Annotated in this window: 17 protein-coding genes; 5 read left to right on the plus strand and 12 right to left on the minus strand. The window is 58.2% G+C overall.

From position 1 onward, the window contains the following. Positions 1 to 15 precede the first annotated feature (15 nt). The 4 genes from GZH91_RS16970 to GZH91_RS16985 form a co-directional block, all read right to left on the minus strand. Positions 16 to 2,373, minus strand: a complete 2,358-nt coding sequence (locus tag GZH91_RS16970; RefSeq protein WP_147075027.1) for a nitric oxide reductase activation protein NorD — start codon at positions 2,371 to 2,373, stop codon at positions 16 to 18. Positions 2,374 to 2,522: 149 nt separating this feature from the next. Beyond that, positions 2,523 to 3,326 carry a CbbQ/NirQ/NorQ/GpvN family protein gene (locus GZH91_RS16975; RefSeq protein ID WP_147075189.1) on the minus strand — a complete coding sequence of 268 codons (804 nt, stop codon included), beginning with the start codon at positions 3,324 to 3,326 and terminating at the stop codon, positions 2,523 to 2,525. A gap of 164 nt (positions 3,327 to 3,490) precedes the next feature. Next, positions 3,491 to 3,847, minus strand: coding sequence for a ribulose bisphosphate carboxylase small subunit (locus GZH91_RS16980; protein WP_147075190.1), 357 nt, complete (start codon positions 3,845 to 3,847; stop codon positions 3,491 to 3,493). A gap of 85 nt (positions 3,848 to 3,932) precedes the next feature. After that, positions 3,933 to 5,354 carry a form I ribulose bisphosphate carboxylase large subunit gene (locus GZH91_RS16985; RefSeq protein ID WP_161984314.1) on the minus strand — a complete coding sequence of 474 codons (1,422 nt, stop codon included), beginning with the start codon at positions 5,352 to 5,354 and terminating at the stop codon, positions 3,933 to 3,935. A gap of 159 nt (positions 5,355 to 5,513) precedes the next feature. Between GZH91_RS16985 and GZH91_RS16990 the strand changes: the two genes are divergently transcribed. Further along, the gene (locus GZH91_RS16990) at positions 5,514 to 6,419 is read left to right on the plus strand and encodes a LysR family transcriptional regulator (protein WP_147073782.1); all 906 of its coding nucleotides are present in this window, start codon (positions 5,514 to 5,516) and stop codon (positions 6,417 to 6,419) included. On the opposite strand, the gene GZH91_RS16995 is transcribed toward GZH91_RS16990, so the two are convergent. Genes GZH91_RS16995 through hemC form a run of 4 tightly spaced genes read right to left on the minus strand, consistent with a single transcriptional unit; the run spans position 6,373 to position 10,365 of the window. Then, positions 6,373 to 7,620, minus strand: a complete 1,248-nt coding sequence (locus GZH91_RS16995; RefSeq protein WP_147073783.1) for a heme biosynthesis HemY N-terminal domain-containing protein — start codon at positions 7,618 to 7,620, stop codon at positions 6,373 to 6,375. The genes GZH91_RS16990 and GZH91_RS16995 overlap by 47 nt on opposite strands. Continuing rightward, entirely contained in the window at positions 7,620 to 8,645 is a 1,026-nt protein-coding gene (locus GZH91_RS17000) for a uroporphyrinogen-III C-methyltransferase (RefSeq protein WP_161984315.1), read from the minus strand. The genes GZH91_RS16995 and GZH91_RS17000 overlap by 1 nt, the downstream gene beginning before the upstream one ends. Then, positions 8,642 to 9,415: a uroporphyrinogen-III synthase gene (locus GZH91_RS17005; RefSeq protein ID WP_147073787.1), complete on the minus strand. Its 774-nt coding sequence runs from the start codon at positions 9,413 to 9,415 to the stop codon at positions 8,642 to 8,644. The genes GZH91_RS17000 and GZH91_RS17005 overlap by 4 nt, the downstream gene beginning before the upstream one ends. Next, positions 9,412 to 10,365, minus strand: coding sequence for a hydroxymethylbilane synthase (gene hemC / locus GZH91_RS17010; RefSeq protein ID WP_223264580.1), 954 nt, complete (start codon positions 10,363 to 10,365; stop codon positions 9,412 to 9,414). The genes GZH91_RS17005 and hemC overlap by 4 nt, the downstream gene beginning before the upstream one ends. Positions 10,366 to 10,428: 63 nt before the next feature. On the opposite strand from hemC, the gene GZH91_RS17015 reads away from it, so the two are divergent. Continuing rightward, a complete protein-coding gene (locus GZH91_RS17015; RefSeq protein WP_147073789.1) occupies positions 10,429 to 10,929 on the plus strand; it encodes a thioredoxin family protein in 501 nt (166 codons plus the stop codon). Here the strand turns inward: GZH91_RS17015 and GZH91_RS17020 are convergent. Continuing rightward, positions 10,914 to 11,666: a LytR/AlgR family response regulator transcription factor gene (locus tag GZH91_RS17020; protein WP_307723882.1), complete on the minus strand. Its 753-nt coding sequence runs from the start codon at positions 11,664 to 11,666 to the stop codon at positions 10,914 to 10,916. The two genes, GZH91_RS17015 and GZH91_RS17020, sit on opposite strands and share 16 nt — an antisense overlap. Positions 11,667 to 11,674: 8 nt before the next feature. Next, positions 11,675 to 12,694: a sensor histidine kinase gene (locus tag GZH91_RS17025; protein ID WP_147073793.1), complete on the minus strand. Its 1,020-nt coding sequence runs from the start codon at positions 12,692 to 12,694 to the stop codon at positions 11,675 to 11,677. 97 nt (positions 12,695 to 12,791) lie between these two features. On the opposite strand from GZH91_RS17025, the gene argH reads away from it, so the two are divergent. Next, the gene (gene argH, locus GZH91_RS17030; protein WP_147073795.1) at positions 12,792 to 14,192 is read left to right on the plus strand and encodes an argininosuccinate lyase; all 1,401 of its coding nucleotides are present in this window, start codon (positions 12,792 to 12,794) and stop codon (positions 14,190 to 14,192) included. A gap of 212 nt (positions 14,193 to 14,404) precedes the next feature. Here the strand turns inward: argH and GZH91_RS17035 are convergent, their stop codons facing one another. After that, entirely contained in the window at positions 14,405 to 15,157 is a 753-nt protein-coding gene (locus GZH91_RS17035) for a Crp/Fnr family transcriptional regulator (RefSeq protein ID WP_223264581.1), read from the minus strand. A 173-nt stretch (positions 15,158 to 15,330) separates the two neighbouring features. After that, the gene (locus GZH91_RS17040; protein WP_147073797.1) at positions 15,331 to 16,734 is read right to left on the minus strand and encodes a diguanylate cyclase domain-containing protein; all 1,404 of its coding nucleotides are present in this window, start codon (positions 16,732 to 16,734) and stop codon (positions 15,331 to 15,333) included. A gap of 585 nt (positions 16,735 to 17,319) precedes the next feature. On the opposite strand from GZH91_RS17040, the gene GZH91_RS17045 reads away from it, so the two are divergent. Together GZH91_RS17045 and GZH91_RS17050 are read left to right on the plus strand one after the other, a co-directional pair. Next, positions 17,320 to 18,564 carry a molybdopterin-dependent oxidoreductase gene (locus GZH91_RS17045; RefSeq protein ID WP_147073799.1) on the plus strand — a complete coding sequence of 415 codons (1,245 nt, stop codon included), beginning with the start codon at positions 17,320 to 17,322 and terminating at the stop codon, positions 18,562 to 18,564. A 10-nt stretch (positions 18,565 to 18,574) separates the two neighbouring features. Further along, positions 18,575 to 18,862, plus strand: coding sequence for a cytochrome c (locus tag GZH91_RS17050; protein WP_147073801.1), 288 nt, complete (start codon positions 18,575 to 18,577; stop codon positions 18,860 to 18,862). Positions 18,863 to 18,886 lie beyond the last annotated feature (24 nt).

An 18,886-nucleotide genomic window follows, 5' to 3' on the forward strand; every position in this document is an offset into this window, starting at 1 on the left:
CAATGTTGCGTGCATTCAGCGGGTCAGGCCAGCATAGAGTATCGGCAGCTTCTCCGGCAGGCGCTCGACGTGATCCACCACCATGTAGTTGCGCGCACCGAAAATACGCGAGACATACTGGTCGGCACGCGGATCCAGGCTCATGCAATACGTCGTCACGCCGTACTTGGCGACTTCCTCCACCGCCTTCTTGGCATCGAAGCGCAGATATTGCGGGTCACGCACGTCCACGTCGGCGGGTTCGCCATCGGTAATCACCAGCAACAGCTTCTTGGATGAGCGCTGCTGTTTCAGGTAATGTCCGGCATGGCGAATGGCTGCCCCCATGCGCGTGGACAGCTGGCCGGTCATGCCTGCCAGCTTGCCCTTGGGCACTTCATTATAGGGCTGGTCGAAATCCTTGTAGCGGTAGTATTCCACGTCGTGACGGCCATCCGAGCAGAAACCATGAATGGCGAAGGGGTCACCGATCTTGTTGATGGCATCCGCCAGCAAAACCGTGGCCTGACGGGTCAAATCCAGCACCGAGAAATCCTGGCCCGCCACTTTATCGTTGGTGGATTCGGACAGATCGAGCAGTACCATTACCGAGATGTCGCGCACTTTACGCACCGAGCGCATCATGATGCGCGGGTCGGGCTGATTGCCGATGCGGATGTCGATCATCGCCGCGATCGCCGCATTGATGTCGAGCTCGTCGCCGTCTTCCAGCTTGCGGATGCGCTGCACGCCTTGCGGCTGCATTGCGTCGAGCAGGAATTTCATGCGCTGGATTTCGCGTTTGTACTGCGCGGCGATGGCGTCGATGATCTGCATGTCGCCGGCTTTGGCACGCTTTTCCATCACTGTTGCCCAGCTCGGCCGTTCCAGCTGAATCTGGTAGTCCCATTCTGAATAATGGTAAGGCGCGGAGACCGGCTCTTTGCCTTCCATATCGTTGTAGGACACGCCATTGTCCTCATAGGGAAACAGCTCGCTGCCCAGCACCCAGATTTCCTGCGCATCGTCGCCAGCCAGCTCGCAGTCAATCTCGTTGACGAACTCCATCAGACTGACGTTCTTGCGCACTTGCTGGATCGTGTCGTAGCCGGCTCCTGCCGCCTTGTCGAAATCGAATTCCTCGAATTCCCAGAAGTAGCGGTTGTCGTCGCGGTAGGGCGCAGTGAGCAGATCGGTGCGCGCCTGGTAGGGGATGCGCAACAGGCTCAGTTCGTGTGCCAGCGTCACACCTATATCCCACGATAACTGGTTATCGGCGAGCCTGCCCTGTTCAGCGGCGAATAACTCCCGCGCACGGCTGATGACGGGATGGTCATCCTGATAAGTGGCATCCAGCAAGGCCCGGGCGATGCGGTTGAGGTAGTCGCCAAAGGTTTTGGATTGCGCCGGAGTTGCCGTGTGTAGCTGCGCCCATAGCTGGCCCATACCGGGGAAAGCATTGATGGCGAGGCGCTCCACGCGCGCGTCTTCGATGACAGAAATGACCGCCATCTGCATCGGGTTCAGGCTCTCTGCCGAGATCGGTGTGGTCGTGTAAACAATGTGCGCCGCACAGTGCGCAGCGGTGGCGCGGTACAGTTCCAGTCCCGAAATCCGTCCCCCCTCGCTGCCATCACCGGCCCGCAGCACAAAGTCGTCGAACGCATCGGGCAGATGCATCAGGTAATCCTCGATATAGGGCCGGTAGCCCTCGCGCTTTTCGAAGTCACCTGAGGTGGGGCGCATGAAAAAGTCACGTCCCCACAGCGCGCGCAAATACATGTTGATGCGGCGCTGCACGTCTACGAACAACGTGCCTTTGCGTTCCTGTTGCAGGATGGCCTTGGATTCCAGGGTTTGCAGACCGAAATATTTGATCTGCTCTTCGTAATTGGTGCGGTGCGCCTGTGCGCCCCAGGTCGCCCAGCGCCGCAAACCTCCCAGGGTGAGCTGGCCGAACAGGGTATCGAGATTTTCCAGCATGGGTTTTACCCCGCGCGGTGCGCTCGCCAGCAGCACGTTAAGCAGCCGCAAATACTTGCTGAACAACTCCGCGTCGCCCAGACGCTCGGCAGCGGTGGGTGCCGTTGCCAGCATCAGCTCAATCACCGTACCACTGGTTTTGGACGCCATCATCATGGCACTGTGCACCAGTTCGGGAACCACGTCCTCGCCTACCACGCGCGCGATGGCCGGGGCATTCTGGATATAGGTGGCCACCAGATCGCAGCCGCGCCCGAGGCCGCGCAACGATTTGGCGCCCTGCAGGTAGCGCTCAAGACCCGCCGGGCTGAACACACGGGCTGCATCATGCCATGCTGATTGCAAAATCAGACGCGAGCTTTCCGAGAGTTCACCGAGTATGTCTTTGTAGTCTTCCAGATTGATGGACATGGCTTATACCCTAATTCGATTGCCGCAGAGGTCACACAGAGAATGCACACAGTCCGGCTGTGCGAATCGTCGCCAGTCGCCGAATTGTTTTGGCTATTCCCTGTGTCCTCCGCGATCTCTGTGGCTAAACTGCTTTCAGACGCGCGCCTTCAGAAGAACGTGCTCACCGCTGCATCGAGTGCATCGCGCATGTCCGGATCATCGGTGATCGGCCGCACCAGCGCCATGCGGCACGCGGCGGTCGGCTCCACGCCCCTGGCGATCAGGCTGCCGGCGTAGATCAGCATGCGCGTGGAGATGCCTTCGTCGAGACCATGGCCTTTCAGGTTGCGCGCGCGCTCGGCGATCGATACCAGTTTGCCTGCCACGTCGGCACTGACGCCGGTTTCGTGGGCGACGATTTCGGTTTCGATGTCATGCGCCGGGTAGTTGAAGTCGAGTGCGCCGAAACGCTGCTTGGTGGACTGCTTCAGATCCTTCATCAGGCTCTGGTAGCCGGGGTTGTAGGAGATCACCAGCTGGAAGTCGGGGTGCGCATGGATCAGTTCGCCTTTTTTCTCCAGCGGCAGCACGCGCCGGTTGTCGGTCAGCGGATGGATCACCACGGTGGTGTCCTGGCGCGCTTCGACGACTTCGTCGAGGTAGCAGATCGCGCCGTGACGCGCAGCGATGGCCAGGGGGCCGTCCTGCCAGCGGGTGCCGCTGGCGTCGAGCAGGAAGCGGCCGACCAGGTCGGAGGCGGTCATGTCTTCGTTGCACGCCACGGTGATCAGCGGCTTGTTGAGTTTCCACGCCATGTATTCGACGAAGCGGGTCTTGCCGCAGCCGGTGGGGCCTTTCAGCATCATCGGCATGCGCACCGAGTAGGCCGCTTCATACAGCGCAACTTCGTCGGACACGCCGCGGTAATAGGGTTCTTTTTCAATGCGGTACTGCGCGATCAGGTCACTCATGTCGAACTCCGGATTTGGAAAGTAATTCATTGGGCAGGATTCACAGGATTTAACTAACGCCGCATCCTGTGAATCCTGTCTAATCCATTTGGTTTTATGCGCACAAAAAAGCCCCCGCAGCCTCACGGCAGCGGGGGCTTCGCTACGGTTGCCCGCGCCGCGACTTAAACAGTCTTGCCGCGATAAATCACCATGGCCGCGCCTTGCGACTGGTTGAAGTTGTTATAACCAATCAGACGCACGTGGTTGTCCGGGTTGGCTTTATGACAAGCTTCGGCCTCGGCCAGCACTTTTTCCACGTCGGTTTCACCGAACATTGGCAGCTTCCACATGTACCAGTAGGAATCCATCAAGTACTGTGGCTCGATGTGCTCGATAGCCGGGTTCCAGCCTTTGGACACCAGGTAAGCCACCTGCTTGCGAATATTGGCGGCATCCATCGCAGGCAGATAGGAGAAGGTTTCAAATTTCCGGCTGGCGGGGTCGCTCAGGCGGGAGTTGTAGTCCATTACTTCGCTCATGAAAGTTCCTTTAGCGTTAATCGTTAGTCGTTAGTCGCTGGGTGGGTGCGGGTTGCAGCTTGCGCCCTAACCCACCCTACACTGCTTACTTGTGGGCCACGTCCAGTTTGTCCACGGTATCGAACTCGAACTTGATCTCTTTCCAGGTTTCCATGGCGATCTTGAGTTCCGGGCTGTGTGCAGCGGCCTTGGTCAGAATATCCTTGCCTTCCTTCTCGATGGCAACGCCCTGGTTGCGCGCTTCCACACAGGCTTCCAGCGCCACGCGGTTGGCGGCGGCGCCGGCGGCGTTGCCCCAGGGGTGGCCGAGCGTGCCGCCACCGAATTGCAGCACCGAGTCATCACCGAAGATGTTGACCAGCGCAGGCATGTGCCACACGTGGATGCCGCCGGATGCTACCGGCAGCACGCCAGGCATCGAACCCCAGTCCTGGTCGAAGAACAGGCCGCGGCTGCGATCTTCCTTGATGAACTCGTCACGCATGGTGTCGATCCAGCCCAGCGTGGCGTCGCGGTCGCCTTCCAGCTTGCCGACCACGGTGCCGGAGTGCAGATGATCACCCCCGGACAAACGCAGTACTTTGGTCAGCACGCGGAAGTGGATACCGTGGTGCGGGTTGCGGTCGAGCACGGCGTGCATGGCGCGGTGGATATGCAGCAGCATGCCGTTGTTACGGCACCAGTTGGCCAGGCCGGTGTTGGCCGTCAAACCGCCGGTCAGGTAGTCGTGCATGATGATCGGCGCGCCGATTTCCTTGGCAAACTCGGCACGTTTGTACATTTCTTCCGGAGTCGGCGCAGTCACGTTCAGGTAGTGACCTTTACGCTCGCCGGTTTCCCGCTCAGCTTTAATAGTAGCTTCGTGTACGAATTCGAATCGATCGCGCCAGCGCATGAACGGCTGGCTGTTGACGTTTTCGTCGTCCTTGGTGAAGTCCAGGCCGCCGCGCAGGCACTCGTACACCGCGCGGCCGTAGTTCTTGGCGGACAGGCCGAGCTTGGGCTTGATGGTGCAACCCAGCAGCGGACGGCCATATTTGTTCATCTTGTCGCGTTCGACCTGAATACCCTGGGGCGGGCCGCCGCAGGTCTTCACGTAGGCGATCGGGAAGCGAATGTCTTCCAGACGCAGGGCGCGCAGCGCCTTGAAGCCGAACACGTTGCCCACCAAAGAGGTCAGCACGTTGACCACCGAGCCTTCTTCGAACAGGTCAATCGGGTAAGCCACGAAGGCGTAGAAGCAGGTGTCATCACCAGGCACATCTTCGATGCGATAGGCGCGGCCTTTGTAGTAGTCCAGATCGGTCAGCAGATCGGTCCACACAGTGGTCCAGGTGCCGGTGGAGGATTCAGCGGCCACGGCGGCGGCAACTTCTTCACGGTCCACGCCAGGCTGGGGGGTGATCTTGAAGCAGGCCAGCAGATCGGTATCCAGCGGAGTGTATTCCGGCATCCAGTAAGTCTGCCGGTATTCTTTCACACCGGCGTTGTAAGTTTTAACGGCCATTACAACCTCCAATAGTTAAACAATGATCCATCGAGACCCGCACAACATTGTCCTAGGCTGACTTCGACAGTGGTTCACAGTGTAGCGGGATAAACTCATAAGAGATATTCAATCATTTTGATTGTTACCATAAGTATTAACTTATGGTATAAATCCTGCATGCTGCATCTTACTTTGCGCCAATTAAAAGTTTTTGAAGCCGTTGCGCGGCATTTGAGCTATTCCCGCGCAGCCCGGGAATTGCACCTCACCCAGCCGGCAGTTTCCATGCAGATCAAGCTGCTGGAAGAAAATCTGGGTCTGCCGCTGTTTGAACAGCTGGGCAAAAAGATATTCTTGACTGAAGCCGGGCGGGAGATGTACCGCTATAGCAAAACCATCGCCGAACAACTGGCCGAGGCAGAATCTGTGTTTGCCGAACTCAAGGGTATGGAGCGCGGCAACCTGAAAATCTCCGTAGCCTCCACCGCGAATTACTTTGCCACGCAGCTGCTGGCCAGTTTCCGCCAGACGCATCCGCGCGTCACGGTCAATCTGGACGTCACCAACCGCGAGGCCTTGCTGGGTCAGCTCGAGCATAATCAGATTGATCTCGCGGTGATGGGGCAGCCACCCGACGGACATGACCTGATCGCCGAATCCTTCATGGAAAACCCGCTGGTGGTGATTGCAGCGCCGGATAACCCGCTGGCTGGGCAAAAACACATCCCGGTCAGCCGTCTGGCCGACGAGACGCTGATTGTGCGCGAAGCAGGTTCAGGCACCCGCAGTGCCTCGGAGCGCTTTTTCCAGACCCATCAAATTGCCCCGCGCACGGGTCTGGTGATGAACACCAACGAGGCCATCAAACAGGCCGTGCAAGCCGGCATGGGTCTGGCGGTGGTGTCGCTGCATACCGTATCGCTGGAACTGGAAACCAAACGATTGGCGCTACTCGACGTGGAATTCTTTCCGATTCAGCGTTACTGGTTCGTGGTGCACCGCAAAAATAAACGCCTGTCTGCAACAGCACAGGCGTTCAAGCAATTCTTGCTGGATGAGGGGAAGGCAGCGGTGACGGGGTGAAACCACAATATCTACCAGGCTGTCCAGTATCGGCTATCAGCGCCATGCCTTGCCGGTAATGCTGGCAGGCGGCCTCGGGCTGGCCCATTTGCTCGAGGAGTTGCGCGAGAGCAAAGCAGGTTTCGGAAGCGGGCGCAATTGCCAGGCTGGCTTCAAAAAAACTTTGCGCCTTGCCCCATAGCAACTGACGCGCACACAATCTGCCCAGACTCAGCAACAACGCCGCATCACGCGGGTGTTCGGACAGCCATTTTTCCGCGCGCTCGATCTGGTGCAGCGTATCTGCCCCATCAATCTCGCCGTAGACGCGCGCCAGGGTTTCATCCCATTGCTGCGCCAAACTTTGCTCGATGACTTCGATGGCTGTTCTGGTTTCACCCAGCGCGGCAAATACGCTGGCCGCCGCCTGGGCTAGGCGTGGCTGGATTTTCTCGACGCCGGGAATTTTTTGCCAGGTGGCGGCCAGCGCGGCTGCGTTATTACAGTTCAGCTTGAGGTTTTCCAGGTGCGCATTAAGACGCAACTGTTCTGCCACTACCGGTTCCAGCGCCTGACGCTTCTCCAGCGCGGCAGCAAGTTCCAGCACCCGGTCCCAGTTTTTCAACATTTGCTGCGCGCGCAATTCCAGCTTTTGCAGGCCGGCATGCCCGGGGTCAAGTGCAACGGCCTGCTTGAGACGGGTCAAAGCCGCCTCGGCACGGTGTTCGTCCAACAGACAGCCGACCTCGGTCACCAGCCGCGCCATAGCCTGGTCGGGCGCCAGCTGTTCAGCCTGCGCCAGGTATCCATCGCGTCGCGAGTAGGCCTTGATTTCATGCGCGGCACGTGCAGCAATCAGCGCTGCCTGCCACGGCACAGAATCCAGCGTGAGTGCTTCGACCGCACGTTTTTCAGCCCGGCTGTAGCGCATTTCCAGCAAGGCAGTGAGCGCCTCACTGAGGGCTTCACGCGATTTTTGTTCACGTTTCCGGGCGCGGAAAGCGCGCACCTGTTCCGGCAGGCGCAAGGTTGCCGAGGCAAGGCGAAAGAACAGGTGCCCGAGCACCAGCAACCCCAGGAACACGACCACCATCAGCGTGAGCGAGAGCTCGACCCGATACGGCGGATACACCAAAACCGCATAGCCCGGGTCGTACTTGCCGGCCAGGGTAAAGCCCACCGCCAGGGCAAACAGCAGAACAATCCAGATTAGCGCGCGCATTAACGGTTACGCCCAATACGGCTCGATTGCAGTGCCGCGAGGCTTTCCGACAGGGTCGGCAGCTGGATGCTGACCGGGCTATTGGCCAGCTTGCCAAGGCTGACCAGGGCATTCGTCACACGTGCGTCGCTGCTGTTGAAATAACGTTTCACCCAGTGCTGGGCGGCCTGCAGATCAGCCTTGTAACTGGTTTCATCGTGGGCCAGCAGGGCGATGCGCGCGGTGAGCAGGCGCAACTTGAGATTTTGCCGCAGAAAATACACCTGTTCCGGTGCCAGCAGCGCGCTGTCGGGGGCATCCATGCGCCGCACCTGTACCAGGCCTTTGAGTTCCTGCCAGACTTCACGCCCAAAACGGTTTGCCATCCCGGCTGGCTGCGGATGCCGTGTGCGCGTCTGCGCGGCAGGAATTTCATGATCGCTGGCAATGGGCAGATCGTCCACGTCGACTATCAACGCATCCAGGCGCAGCGTAATCCCCACAGTATCAATCTGCGGTACTGCCTGCAGACGCTGGATGTCATCATTGATCGCACGCCGCAGCGCTGTAAATTGGGGCTTGTTTAAACGCTGCAGACGCGTATCGGCACTCTGTAATGCGATCAGCGCGGCCCTGGCGTTACCTGCCAGCTGTAATTGCTGACTGGCGGACAGCACGATCTGCTCGATGTCGGCCAGCGTCCATTCGTCGCGACTGCGCGCCAGGTCCTGATACAAGGCTTCCAGCGCCAGCTGCTGGTTTTGCGAATCGGCCAGCTTGCCCTGGATCTCTCCCAGCTTGACTGACAGATCGCGCGTGGCATCCATCGCCTGTTTGCTCAATACCCGGCTTTCCTGCTCCACACTGCTCGACGCCGCCAGACGCTGGCCTAACTCGGCCTGCAGCTGATGGATGCGATTATTGCTGTCCCACCACTGCCAACCTGCAATCCCCAGCGCCAGCAGCGCCAGTATCAGCGCGGGTTGCAAACGCCCGAGGTAGTCGAGCAAATCCGGTTTGTCGTCGGTTTGTGGCTGTTCGCTCATGGATGCGTCCTGAACCATTCAATCATGCCCTGCACCAGCCCCTCGTCTCCGGCCGGGGTGACCACACCCTGCTCCAGCCCGAGTTCGCGCGCCACTTCCAGGATGCGCGCGTGTGGCACAAATACCGGCGTGGTTTTCAGCCACTGCCGTCCCAGCTTGCCCAACATGTCATAGAGGTTACGCAGCCCTTCCGAACTGGTGACCGTCACAGCGTTAATCTCATTACGTGACCACTGACGCAGCAACCCGCCTGCCGAGGCATCCGGGCGGCTGCGCCGGTAGCATTCGGCATATTCGATACTGGCACCACGTGCGGTAAGCGTGTCCCCTAGCACCTCGCGTCCGCCGTCGCCGCGGAAGATGGCGATGCGCTGGCCAGCCACCGCCTGTAACTGCGGCAGTTCCAGCAAGTTTTCGCTATCAAAGCGGGTGCTGGGAGCAATGATGTCGGTTACGCCAAAGTGTTTCAATTCCTTGCTGCTGCCGCGCCCGATGGCGGCAATTTTTAGCGTGGCGGGCAATTCACGGCGCGACTTGATCAGGTTCATCGCCTTGTTCACCGCATTCGGACTGATGAAAATGGCGATATCAAAACTGTCCAGCCGGTCAATCAGCGCATACAAGGGCTGCAGGTCGGCGGCATCGAGGATTTCCAGCACCGGGAATAGCACCGGCTTGCCCGCTGCGGCAACAATCAGCTCAGCCAGATGCGCCGCCTGATGTGCGGGTCGTGTCACCAGTACGCCGCGCCCATTGAGTGTGGCGCTCATGCCGACAACGTCGCGAGGATTGCGCCCGCGCCCTGTGCCAGGAGCTGATTTGCCAATTGGCAGCCCAGGATTTCAGCGTCCTGACGCGCCCCGGACACACTGCCGCTGATGATGCGGCTACCGTCAATTTCCGCCACAAACCCACGCAGGCTGAGGATATCACCCGCAACCTGTGCGTAACCGCCCAGCGGTACCTGGCAGCTTCCCCCCAGGGCGCGGCTCATGGCGCGTTCGGCACGCACGCAGTCGGCGGTATCAATATGATTGAGGGGTGCCAGCAAGGCCACCAGGTCATCGCGTCCGGCCAGACACTCAATACCCAACGCGCCCTGGCCGACCGCGGGCAGGCTTTGTTCGGGGGGGATTTCATTGCGGATGCGCGCGCCCAACCCCAGTCGTTTGAGTCCGGCGGCGGCGAGGATGATGGCGTCATACTGACCTTCGTCGAGTTTGCGCAGGCGGGTTTGCACGTTGCCGCGCAGCGGCTCGATAATCAATTGCGGGTTGCGTGCGCGCAACTGGCATTCTCGGCGCAGGCTGGAAGTGCCGACGCGCGCGCCTGCGGGTAACGCATCGAGGCTGGCATAGGTGCTGGAGACAAACGCATCGCGCGGGTCTTCGCGTTCGCCAATCGCAGCGAGCCGGAAGCCTTCCGGCAAATTCATCGGCACGTCTTTCATCGAGTGCACGGCAATGTGCGCGCGCCCTTCGGCGATCGCGGTTTCCAGTTCCTTGACGAATAAACCTTTGCCGCCAATCCTGCTCAAGGGGGAATCGAGGATCTGGTCGCCCTGCGTAGTCATGCCCAGGATGCTCACCCGCATTCGCGGATAAAGCGCACGCAAGCGGTCAGCAATGTGTTCGGCTTGCCACATGGCAAGCGCGCTCTCGCGCGAAGCGATGATTAATTCATCCGGGGTGGTTTGCGGGTAATTTGGACTATATAACAAAGGGCAACCTGCACGTAAAATGGGGCATCAATTAGCGCATTTGCGCATGGAACAACAAAAATCATGAAACTCACAGCGTTATTTCTGATGGGAATTCTAGCATGGACCGGCCTATCCCCGGCGCGTGCGGCGACCCCGAACGTGCCTTACAGCACCAACCTGAAGGCCGATGCCGAGCTGGCAAAAAGTCGGGGCGTGCCCATCATGATAATGTTTGGGGCGCCGCATTGTCCCTATTGCGAACGCCTGCTCAACGAATTTCTGCTGCCCATGCGGCGCAATCCGGAATATGCCAAAAAGGTACTGATGCGCCGTGTGGAGGTAGGCAGCACGCAAAGCCTGATTGATTTCGACGGCAAACGTACCACCCAGGGTGACTTTGCCAGGCTGCACCGGATAGGGCTCTCGCCTACCATCGTCGTATTCGACTACCGCGGCAACACAGTCGCAGACCCGCTCGTGGGTTTGGGGCCGGTGGATTACTACGGCGGCTACCTGGATGCCGCGATTGATGCTGGGCTGAGCAAGGTAGCCAGCAGCAAATTGGCTCAGCGTTTGAACTGACGGATTACCGCATACTGCCGGCGACTCACCGGCAGGGTTTCATCCAGCCCTTTCAGCAGCACCACCCAGCCAGCCGACTCAGCGCCCTCACTTTCACCCGGGCGAATCACAAACCCCTCTATGGCGCTACGCGCCACCAGGCTGTTACGGTGCACGCGCACGAATGCCGCGCCGAATTCCTGCTCCAGATTAATCAGCGACTCATCCAGAAGATAGGTATGGGTCAGGGTACGGGCAGCCACGTATTTTTGTTCGGCACGCAGATAAATCACCTCTTCCACCGGCACCAGCAAAATCCGCCCGCGCTCGCACGCACTGAGAAAACGCCGCGCCGCGCTATGGTGCTGGCGCAGTAGCGCGGTAGTAGCGGGATTTAGCGCGCGCGCCTTGCGCAGCGCCGCGACCAGCCGCTCGCTGCGTACCGGTTTGAGCAGGTAGTCAGCCGCGCTCAATTCAAATGCCTGGATGGCGTAGCTATCGTAAGCAGTGGCGAACACCACCGCGGGCGGCGCATCCAGCCGCTCAAGATGCTGGGCGAGCTCGAGGCCATCCATCACCGGCATACGAATATCCAGCAGCACCACATCTGCCGCAGTATGGCCCAGCAGTTGCAACGCCTGTACGCCATTGGCGGCCTCGCCCACCACCGTGGTCGGCAACTCCGCCGCACAATCCGCCAGCAGGTCACGCAAACGATTACGCGCCGGGGCTTCATCGTCCACGATGAGGATTCGCAATGGCGCGCTCATTTCGCGGCGGCCCGATAAGGCAGCGTGATGTGCACCTGATAGGCCGCGTCACGTACCTGGGTTTTGAGGCTGGCCTCGACATCGAAATGCAGCATCAGGCGGCTTTTGATATTGCCCATCGCCATCTTGTTGCCGCCGTGGTGGCGTCCTTCGCGCTGATACGGGTTGCTGATCACCAGGTGCACCTGGCCATCGTTGCAATACAGATTGATGCTGATCTCTCCCGGCTGGCTGGCGGGTTCGATGCCGTGATACACCGCGTTTTCCACCAGCGGCTGCAATACCAGTGGCGGGATCAGCGCTTCACCGGGCATTTTGTCGATATGCCAGACCACTTGCAGACGCTCGCCCAGGCGCAACGCCTCCAGTTCCAGATATTGTTTGCACAGCGCCACTTCGCTGGCCAGCGGCACCAGCTGGCGGTTATCCGCCATCAATACGCGAAACAGATCCGCCAGGTTTTCCAGCGCACGCTCGGCGCGGCGCGGTTCGCTGCGTACCAGACTGAGTACCGCGTTGAGGCTGTTGAATAAAAAATGCGGGCGAATGCGCGCCTGCAAAGCCTGCAAGCGCGCTTCGGACAAGGCCGGAGACAGCGCCCGCCCGCGCAGGTAAAAATAGCCCAGTAACAGCCCCGTTACCAATATCACATTGACCGTATCGCGCACGCCAAAGCTGCTCAGCATGGTGTCGGCAAACAGCCGGCCCATCATGCCTGTTACCCCGGCATGGCTGGCAAGAGCCAGCAGCAGCACCGCAACCACGCCCTTTTTGTAGGACAGCCGCAACAGCCAGGGCTTGCCCAGACACAACAGTGCCAGCATCACCAGCAGCGCGGGCTGCACCACCACCGACTGCTCGACAAACAGGTGCCACACGTCCTCCAGCGCATCGGCGCGCAGCCAGGCCGCTGCCAGCGTCAGCCCCTCTACCCCGGCCAAAATGCGCAGGGTGACGCCCAGATTGCAGAAATCCGGTAACTGGGCAGGATAGTCGGAGGTGGTGGGCTTTGGCATAATCCGGGTATTGTGCAGCATTGTGCTGTAATTCGGCCAAAACACCACCGCCCTTTAGTTTGCTGGCCGCATCCATTTATTGATCAGGTTCCCTAACATGTCCCATACCCCGCAAGATACCCCGCAGCTCTGGTCAGGCCGTTTCACCGAACCGGTATCCGAGCGCGTCAAGCGTTACACTGCCTCCATCGGTTTCGACTACCGCCTCGCCGAGTTCGATATCCAGGGCTCACTGGCGCACGCAGCCATGCTCGCCCACCAGCGCATCATCGGCGCTGGCGACCTCGCCGCCATCCAGCGCGGCATGACCGAGATCCTCGCGGAAATTCACGCCGGGCAGTTCCAGTGGTCGCTGGATCTGGAAGACGTCCACCTCAACATTGAGAAGGCACTCACCGCCAAAATCGGTGACGCCGGCAAGCGCCTGCACACCGGCCGCTCGCGCAACGACCAGGTCGCCACCGACATCCGCCTTTATCTGCGCCACAACATTGACGGCCTGCTTGGTCTCATCCGCCAGGCGCAAAGCGCGCTTCTCGACGTAGCGGAAACCAACGCCGACGTGGTGATGCCCGGATTCACCCATTTGCAGGTAGCGCAGCCGGTGTCGTTCGGCCACCATCTCATGGCCTATTTTGAAATGTTCAAGCGCGACGCCGAACGCCTCGCCGATTGTCGCAAACGCGTCAACCGCCTGCCGCTGGGCGCCGCCGCGCTGGCCGGCACCAGTTACCCGATAGACCGCGCAATGGTTGCGCGCGAGCTGGGTTTCGACGGCGTCTGCGAGAACTCGCTCGACGCCGTTTCCGACCGCGACTTCGCCATTGAATTTAGCGCCTGCGCCAGCCTCATCATGACCCACCTGTCGCGCCTGTCCGAAGAACTGATCCTGTGGATGAACCCGCGCTTCGGCTTCATTGACCTGGCCGACCGCTTCTGTACCGGCTCCTCCATCATGCCGCAGAAAAAAAACCCTGACGTGCCCGAACTCATCCGCGGCAAGACCGGCCGCGTCAACGGCCACCTGGTGGCGCTGCTCACCCTGATGAAAGGCCAGCCGCTGGCCTACAACAAGGACAACCAGGAAGACAAGGAACCGCTGTTCGACACCGTGGACACGCTCATCGACACCCTTGCCATCGTCGCCGAAATGCTCCCCGGCATCCGCGTCAAACCCGAAGCCATGCGCGCTGCAGCTTTACAAGGTTTCGCCACCGCCACCGATCTGGCCGACTACCTGGTGAAAAAAGGCCTGCCGTTTCGCGACGCGCACGAGGCCGTAGCACTGGCAGTGCGCCATGCGGAAGCGAAAGGCCGCGATCTGGCAGAGCTATCGCTGGCGGAATTGCGGCAGTTCTCACCCTTGGTAGAAGCAGATATTTACGCCGTGCTATCGCTGGAAGGCTCGATGAACAGCCGCAACCACATCGGCGGGACTGCGCCCGCGCAGGTAAGAGCGGCGATTGCACGGGGACGAGGTGCGCTAACGGGTGCCTGATATCCTGGCACAGGATCAATCCATCACATGGCGTGAATAAACAGTTATGCTTCAATCCTGCTCGGCCTTGCTTTACCGGTAAAGCAACCACGGCTGACCTTGCCCGCAATCCATCGTAACGCTGACGCAGGCGCGCTCCTTGCGGCTATCGGATATACGACACGCATCACCTGAACCGGCACCGGCAAATTGCACCCCACCACAACGCGCAGTTACTGAACGCAGCGAGCTTCTTCTCCGGCAGCGCCCGATACCTTCAAGTCGGAGAAAAACCGCTCGGACTCCTTTTTCACCACGTCGTAGCACTCACAAACATGAGTTTCCAGCCCTGGTCTATCCAGCACTTTAATGTGTCCACGACAGTAACTAATCAGCCCGTCCATCTGCAACTTCCGCGCCGCTTCAGTGATGCTTTCGCGGCGCACCCCAAGCATATTGGAAATCACTTCCTGGGTCATGGCCAGGCTGCCGGAATGTACGCGATCAAAATTTAGAAGCAGCCAGCGACACAATTGCTGCTCCACGGAATGACGGCGATTGCAGGCGGTAGTCTGGGCCATCTGGATGATGAGCGTGCGGGTGTAACGCATCAAAAGATGTTGCAATGATCCACCCTGGTCGAACTCCCGCTTTAGCAGTTGCGCCGGCAAGCGATAACCATAGCCAGCAGTCTGGATGGTAGCCATGGTGAGTGCCGCGTTATATCCCATGAAAATCGAAACATCCAAAATTCCCTCATTACCAACCACAGCAACCTCCACAGATACGCCGTCTTCCAGACCGCATAGCAGCGAGGCGGTGGCACTGGTGGGAAAATAGGCATATTGCAATTCCTCATTACATGCGTACAGAACTTCTGTATAGGGCATTGACACCAGTTCAAGATGCGGAGCAATTCGCTCGAACGCCTCTGCGTGCATCGCAGCGAGAAGATAATTCTGTCGTGGGTCAGAAAGCTCGGACACTGGATCTCTCCCGATATTTATCTTTGACTCAATTGCATTTCCGGTCAAAATTGAATTGTGATTTAACCTCTGGAAGTGCAATTTTGTAGGAGCGGTGGGGGGCCGGACCTGGTTGGTTCTCTGCCTTCATTTAAGGTAAACCAGCCAAAAGCTCGCACATGAGTAAATCCGTGTTACCCACCTGCAAATAAACCTCCACAGCGGGTATGGTGCAAGACCTCCTTTTTATCAAAAAACAGATGGTTGTTGCCTCCCGCCGCCTTGACTCGATACATGGCGCTATCGGCATATTTGAGCAAGGTGTGGCCGTCTTCGCCATGCTCAGGATAGAACGCGACGCCAATGCTGGCCTGGATGGAGATATTTTGACCGTCGACGGTGAGCGGTTCCCGTAACAGGGTAGTAATTTTTTCAAGTACCTTTTTCACATCCTGACGCAATGCAGCTTTTTCCAATAGCAGGGAGAACTCGTCTCCACCTAGACGGGCTACGGTATCCTCCTCGCGCAGGCATTGCTTGAGCCGAGACGCAGCAGTCTGCAACACCGCATCTCCCACGGCATGGCCGAACCTGTCGTTGATAGTCTTGAATTGATCGATATCCAGCAACATAAGGGCAAAACCCTCGCCGCAGCGTAATGCGTGCGCTTGCGCCTGCTGCAATCTGTCCAGAAACAAGTTACGGTTCGGCAGACCGGTCAGGCCGTCGTAGTTGGCAAAGTATTCCAGTCGCCGCATGATCTGTACCCGCTCGCTGACATCGCGGCCGCTGGCTATAAAATGAGTGGTTTTTCCGCAAGCATTGCGGAAGGGGCGAATGATCTTGTCCTCATAGAATAGCGTGCCATTTTTACGACGGTTCACGAATTGGCCACGGAAAGTCCCGTTGGCCTGCAAAACTTCCCACATCTTCGCGTAGAATTTCGCCTCGTGCACATCCGCCTTCACAAGGGCATGTGTGTGCCCCAGGAGCTCGTCTTTGCTATAACCTGTAAGTGTCTCGAATGCCGGATTCACGTATACGATCAAGCCTTCCGTATCGGTGATTGCCACTGCATCCCCGCTCGATTCCGATGCTTCCTGAAAGTGCCGCAGTTTTTCGTCCTCGTCTGCATGGGTTTGTGGCGTACGCAATTCGAGTAAAAACAGTAAGCGGCCATCCAGTTCCAGTGCCATGAGTGTGGCTTCTAAATACCGCTTTCTGCCTTGACTATCTTGTCCGCTGAAAGCAAGCCACTGGCTGCCGCGGAACTGGGATGAGGCATATGCCAGGTTATCGCCCGGAGTGGACTGCCTGATTGGAAGCTCCGGCAATAAATTTGTCACTGGCTGGTCGATCAATGCCTGCATGCCCGCGCCAAAGCCGCTTACCGCAGGACTGCAATATTTAATGGTGCCGTTCTCGTCCAGCAGTAACAGCGCGCGTCCCGGATGCGCTTCGGAAAATATTTTTGCCAGCCTGCTTTGCTGGCCATATTCCATTGGCAGCACTTTGATTGAAGGGGGCGTTTTAAACGCTCCCTGGATATGCTTCTGGCTTAAACCGCTGGACATGCTTTGCATTTTTTTATTGCTCATTTTCCCTCCTCAATCCTCAGTCCCTCATGGCATCCTCAGTCCCTCATGGCATCCTCAGTCCCTCATGGCATCCTCAGTCCCTCATGGCGGCTCGTGATTTTGTCAGTGGGTAAATTCCCATTTGCCTGTGGAAGATAAATCCGCCCTCTCTCAAGTGGGCACCTCGCTGGCTGGATGAGCAAGATATGCACCAATTTAAAAAACGCTTAATAAACAATAAGGTTGCGCGGGGAACGGGATAAATCAGAAGGATCTGCATGCCACATTTGTCTCTTGTTTGAGACAACGAATACCTATGGCCTTAAATTATTATCAAATTAAACAACAAGATATTTGGAATTTAATGTGTCACCAAATGGCAACGCGAAAAAACAATACAACTGCCGCATACCCCGGCAGCCTGCATTTTTTCCATAATTCTCACCTTGACAAGGCCGAGCCTGTTTACTAGATTGAACCGCAGGCTTCACTCAAATATACGCGCTGCGCCCGAATAGCGGTCACGCAGCGAAATGCGCGGATGCCAATTGGCATAGCTAGGCACCCGGTAACGGCGGGATCAAAAACAATGGCAAGGAGGTGGTTATGCCCAACAGGCGCACGTTTCTGAAAAATCTCAGTAGCGGCTTGATGGTTATGGGCAGCGGCGTGCTGCTGCCGCGCCATGCGTGGGCAGATGCATTCTCCATTTCCCCACCCACGCTCCCTGATGGCGATATGGCGGAATCCATCCTGGCCAGCCTGCCCGGCAAAAACCCCCTCATCAAACGTACCTACCGGGCGCCCAACTACGAAACCCCGGTGGAATACTTCAACCAGATGTTCACCCCCAACGATAGCTTCTATGTGCGCTGGCACCTGTCCGGCATTCCGGACAAACTGAGTGCCACCGACTGGCGCCTAAAAATTGGCGGAGACTCGGTCAATACACCCATCGAACTGACGCTGGATAACCTCCAAAACAACTACGAGCATGTGGAAATCGTCGCTCTCAACCAGTGTTCCGGTAACCGGCGAGGCTTCTTTCAGCCCCATGTGGCAGGTGTGGAATGGGGCTACGGTGCCATGGGCAACGCCCGCTGGACCGGCGTGCGGCTGAAGGACGTGCTGAACAAGGCCGGAATCAAGAAAGATGCGCTCGAAGTAACCCTCAATGGTGCCGAGGGCCCAGTGATTCCCCAGACCCCGGACTTCATCAAGAGCCTGCCCCTGTGGAAAGCGCTGGATGAAAATACCATCCTGGCCTGGGAGATGAACGGCGAGCCGCTTCCCCATCTGAACGGCTTTCCGGTGCGGCTGGTAGTACCTGGATGGACGGGTACTTACTGGACAAAAATGATTACCGAGATCAATGTCATCAACAAGCCTTGGGACGGCTTCTGGATGCGCATAGCGTACCGGATACCCATCGGAAAATTTGCGGGGATCGATCGCTTCGTGTCACAGGAACGCCCCACCGACACCATGACGCCCATTACCGAAATGGTGGTGAATTCACTGATGACCAATATCCGGAATGGCCAGCGCTTTCATTTGGGACAACCGGTAGAGGTTAAGGGCATCGCCTGGGATGCCGGACGTGGCATCCGGCTGGTGGAGGTGTCTACCGACGGCGGCTACACCTGGCGCGAGGCGACCTTGGGCAAGGATTATGGTAACTATTCCTGGCGCCAGTTCAGCTACGGTTTTCGTCCCACCAAAAAAGGCCGCTACGACATTCTCGCCCGAGCCACCAACCGGGCCGGCAGCACCCAAAACTTTGAACTCATTTGGAATCCGGCAGGTTATCACCACAACGTAGTGCAAAAAGTGTCCGTGGACGTGGTCTAAGGAGACGGAAATGCGAAACCTGATTCTATTTCTCAGCCTGGCACTGACGACCGCTAGCACTTGGGCGGACGAAAGCCAGATCCAGCTCAAGCCAGGCGCCAACATGGGACTGGTCGCCAATAATTGCGCGGTGTGTCACAGCACCGACTATATTCAGATGAACTCGGTATTCCTCGACCGCAAGGGCTGGGAGGGCGAGGTCAACAAAATGGTCAACGTTATGCACGCCCCAATCAACAGGGACGACATTCCAAAAATCGTGGACTACCTGGTCAAGTACTACGGGACTGGCAACTAGACATCGTCCCTTGGCTGCAGTTGA

It is taken from the genome of Sulfuriferula plumbiphila (genome assembly GCF_009938015.1).
Classification (GTDB): domain Bacteria; phylum Pseudomonadota; class Gammaproteobacteria; order Burkholderiales; family Sulfuriferulaceae; genus Sulfuriferula; species Sulfuriferula plumbiphila.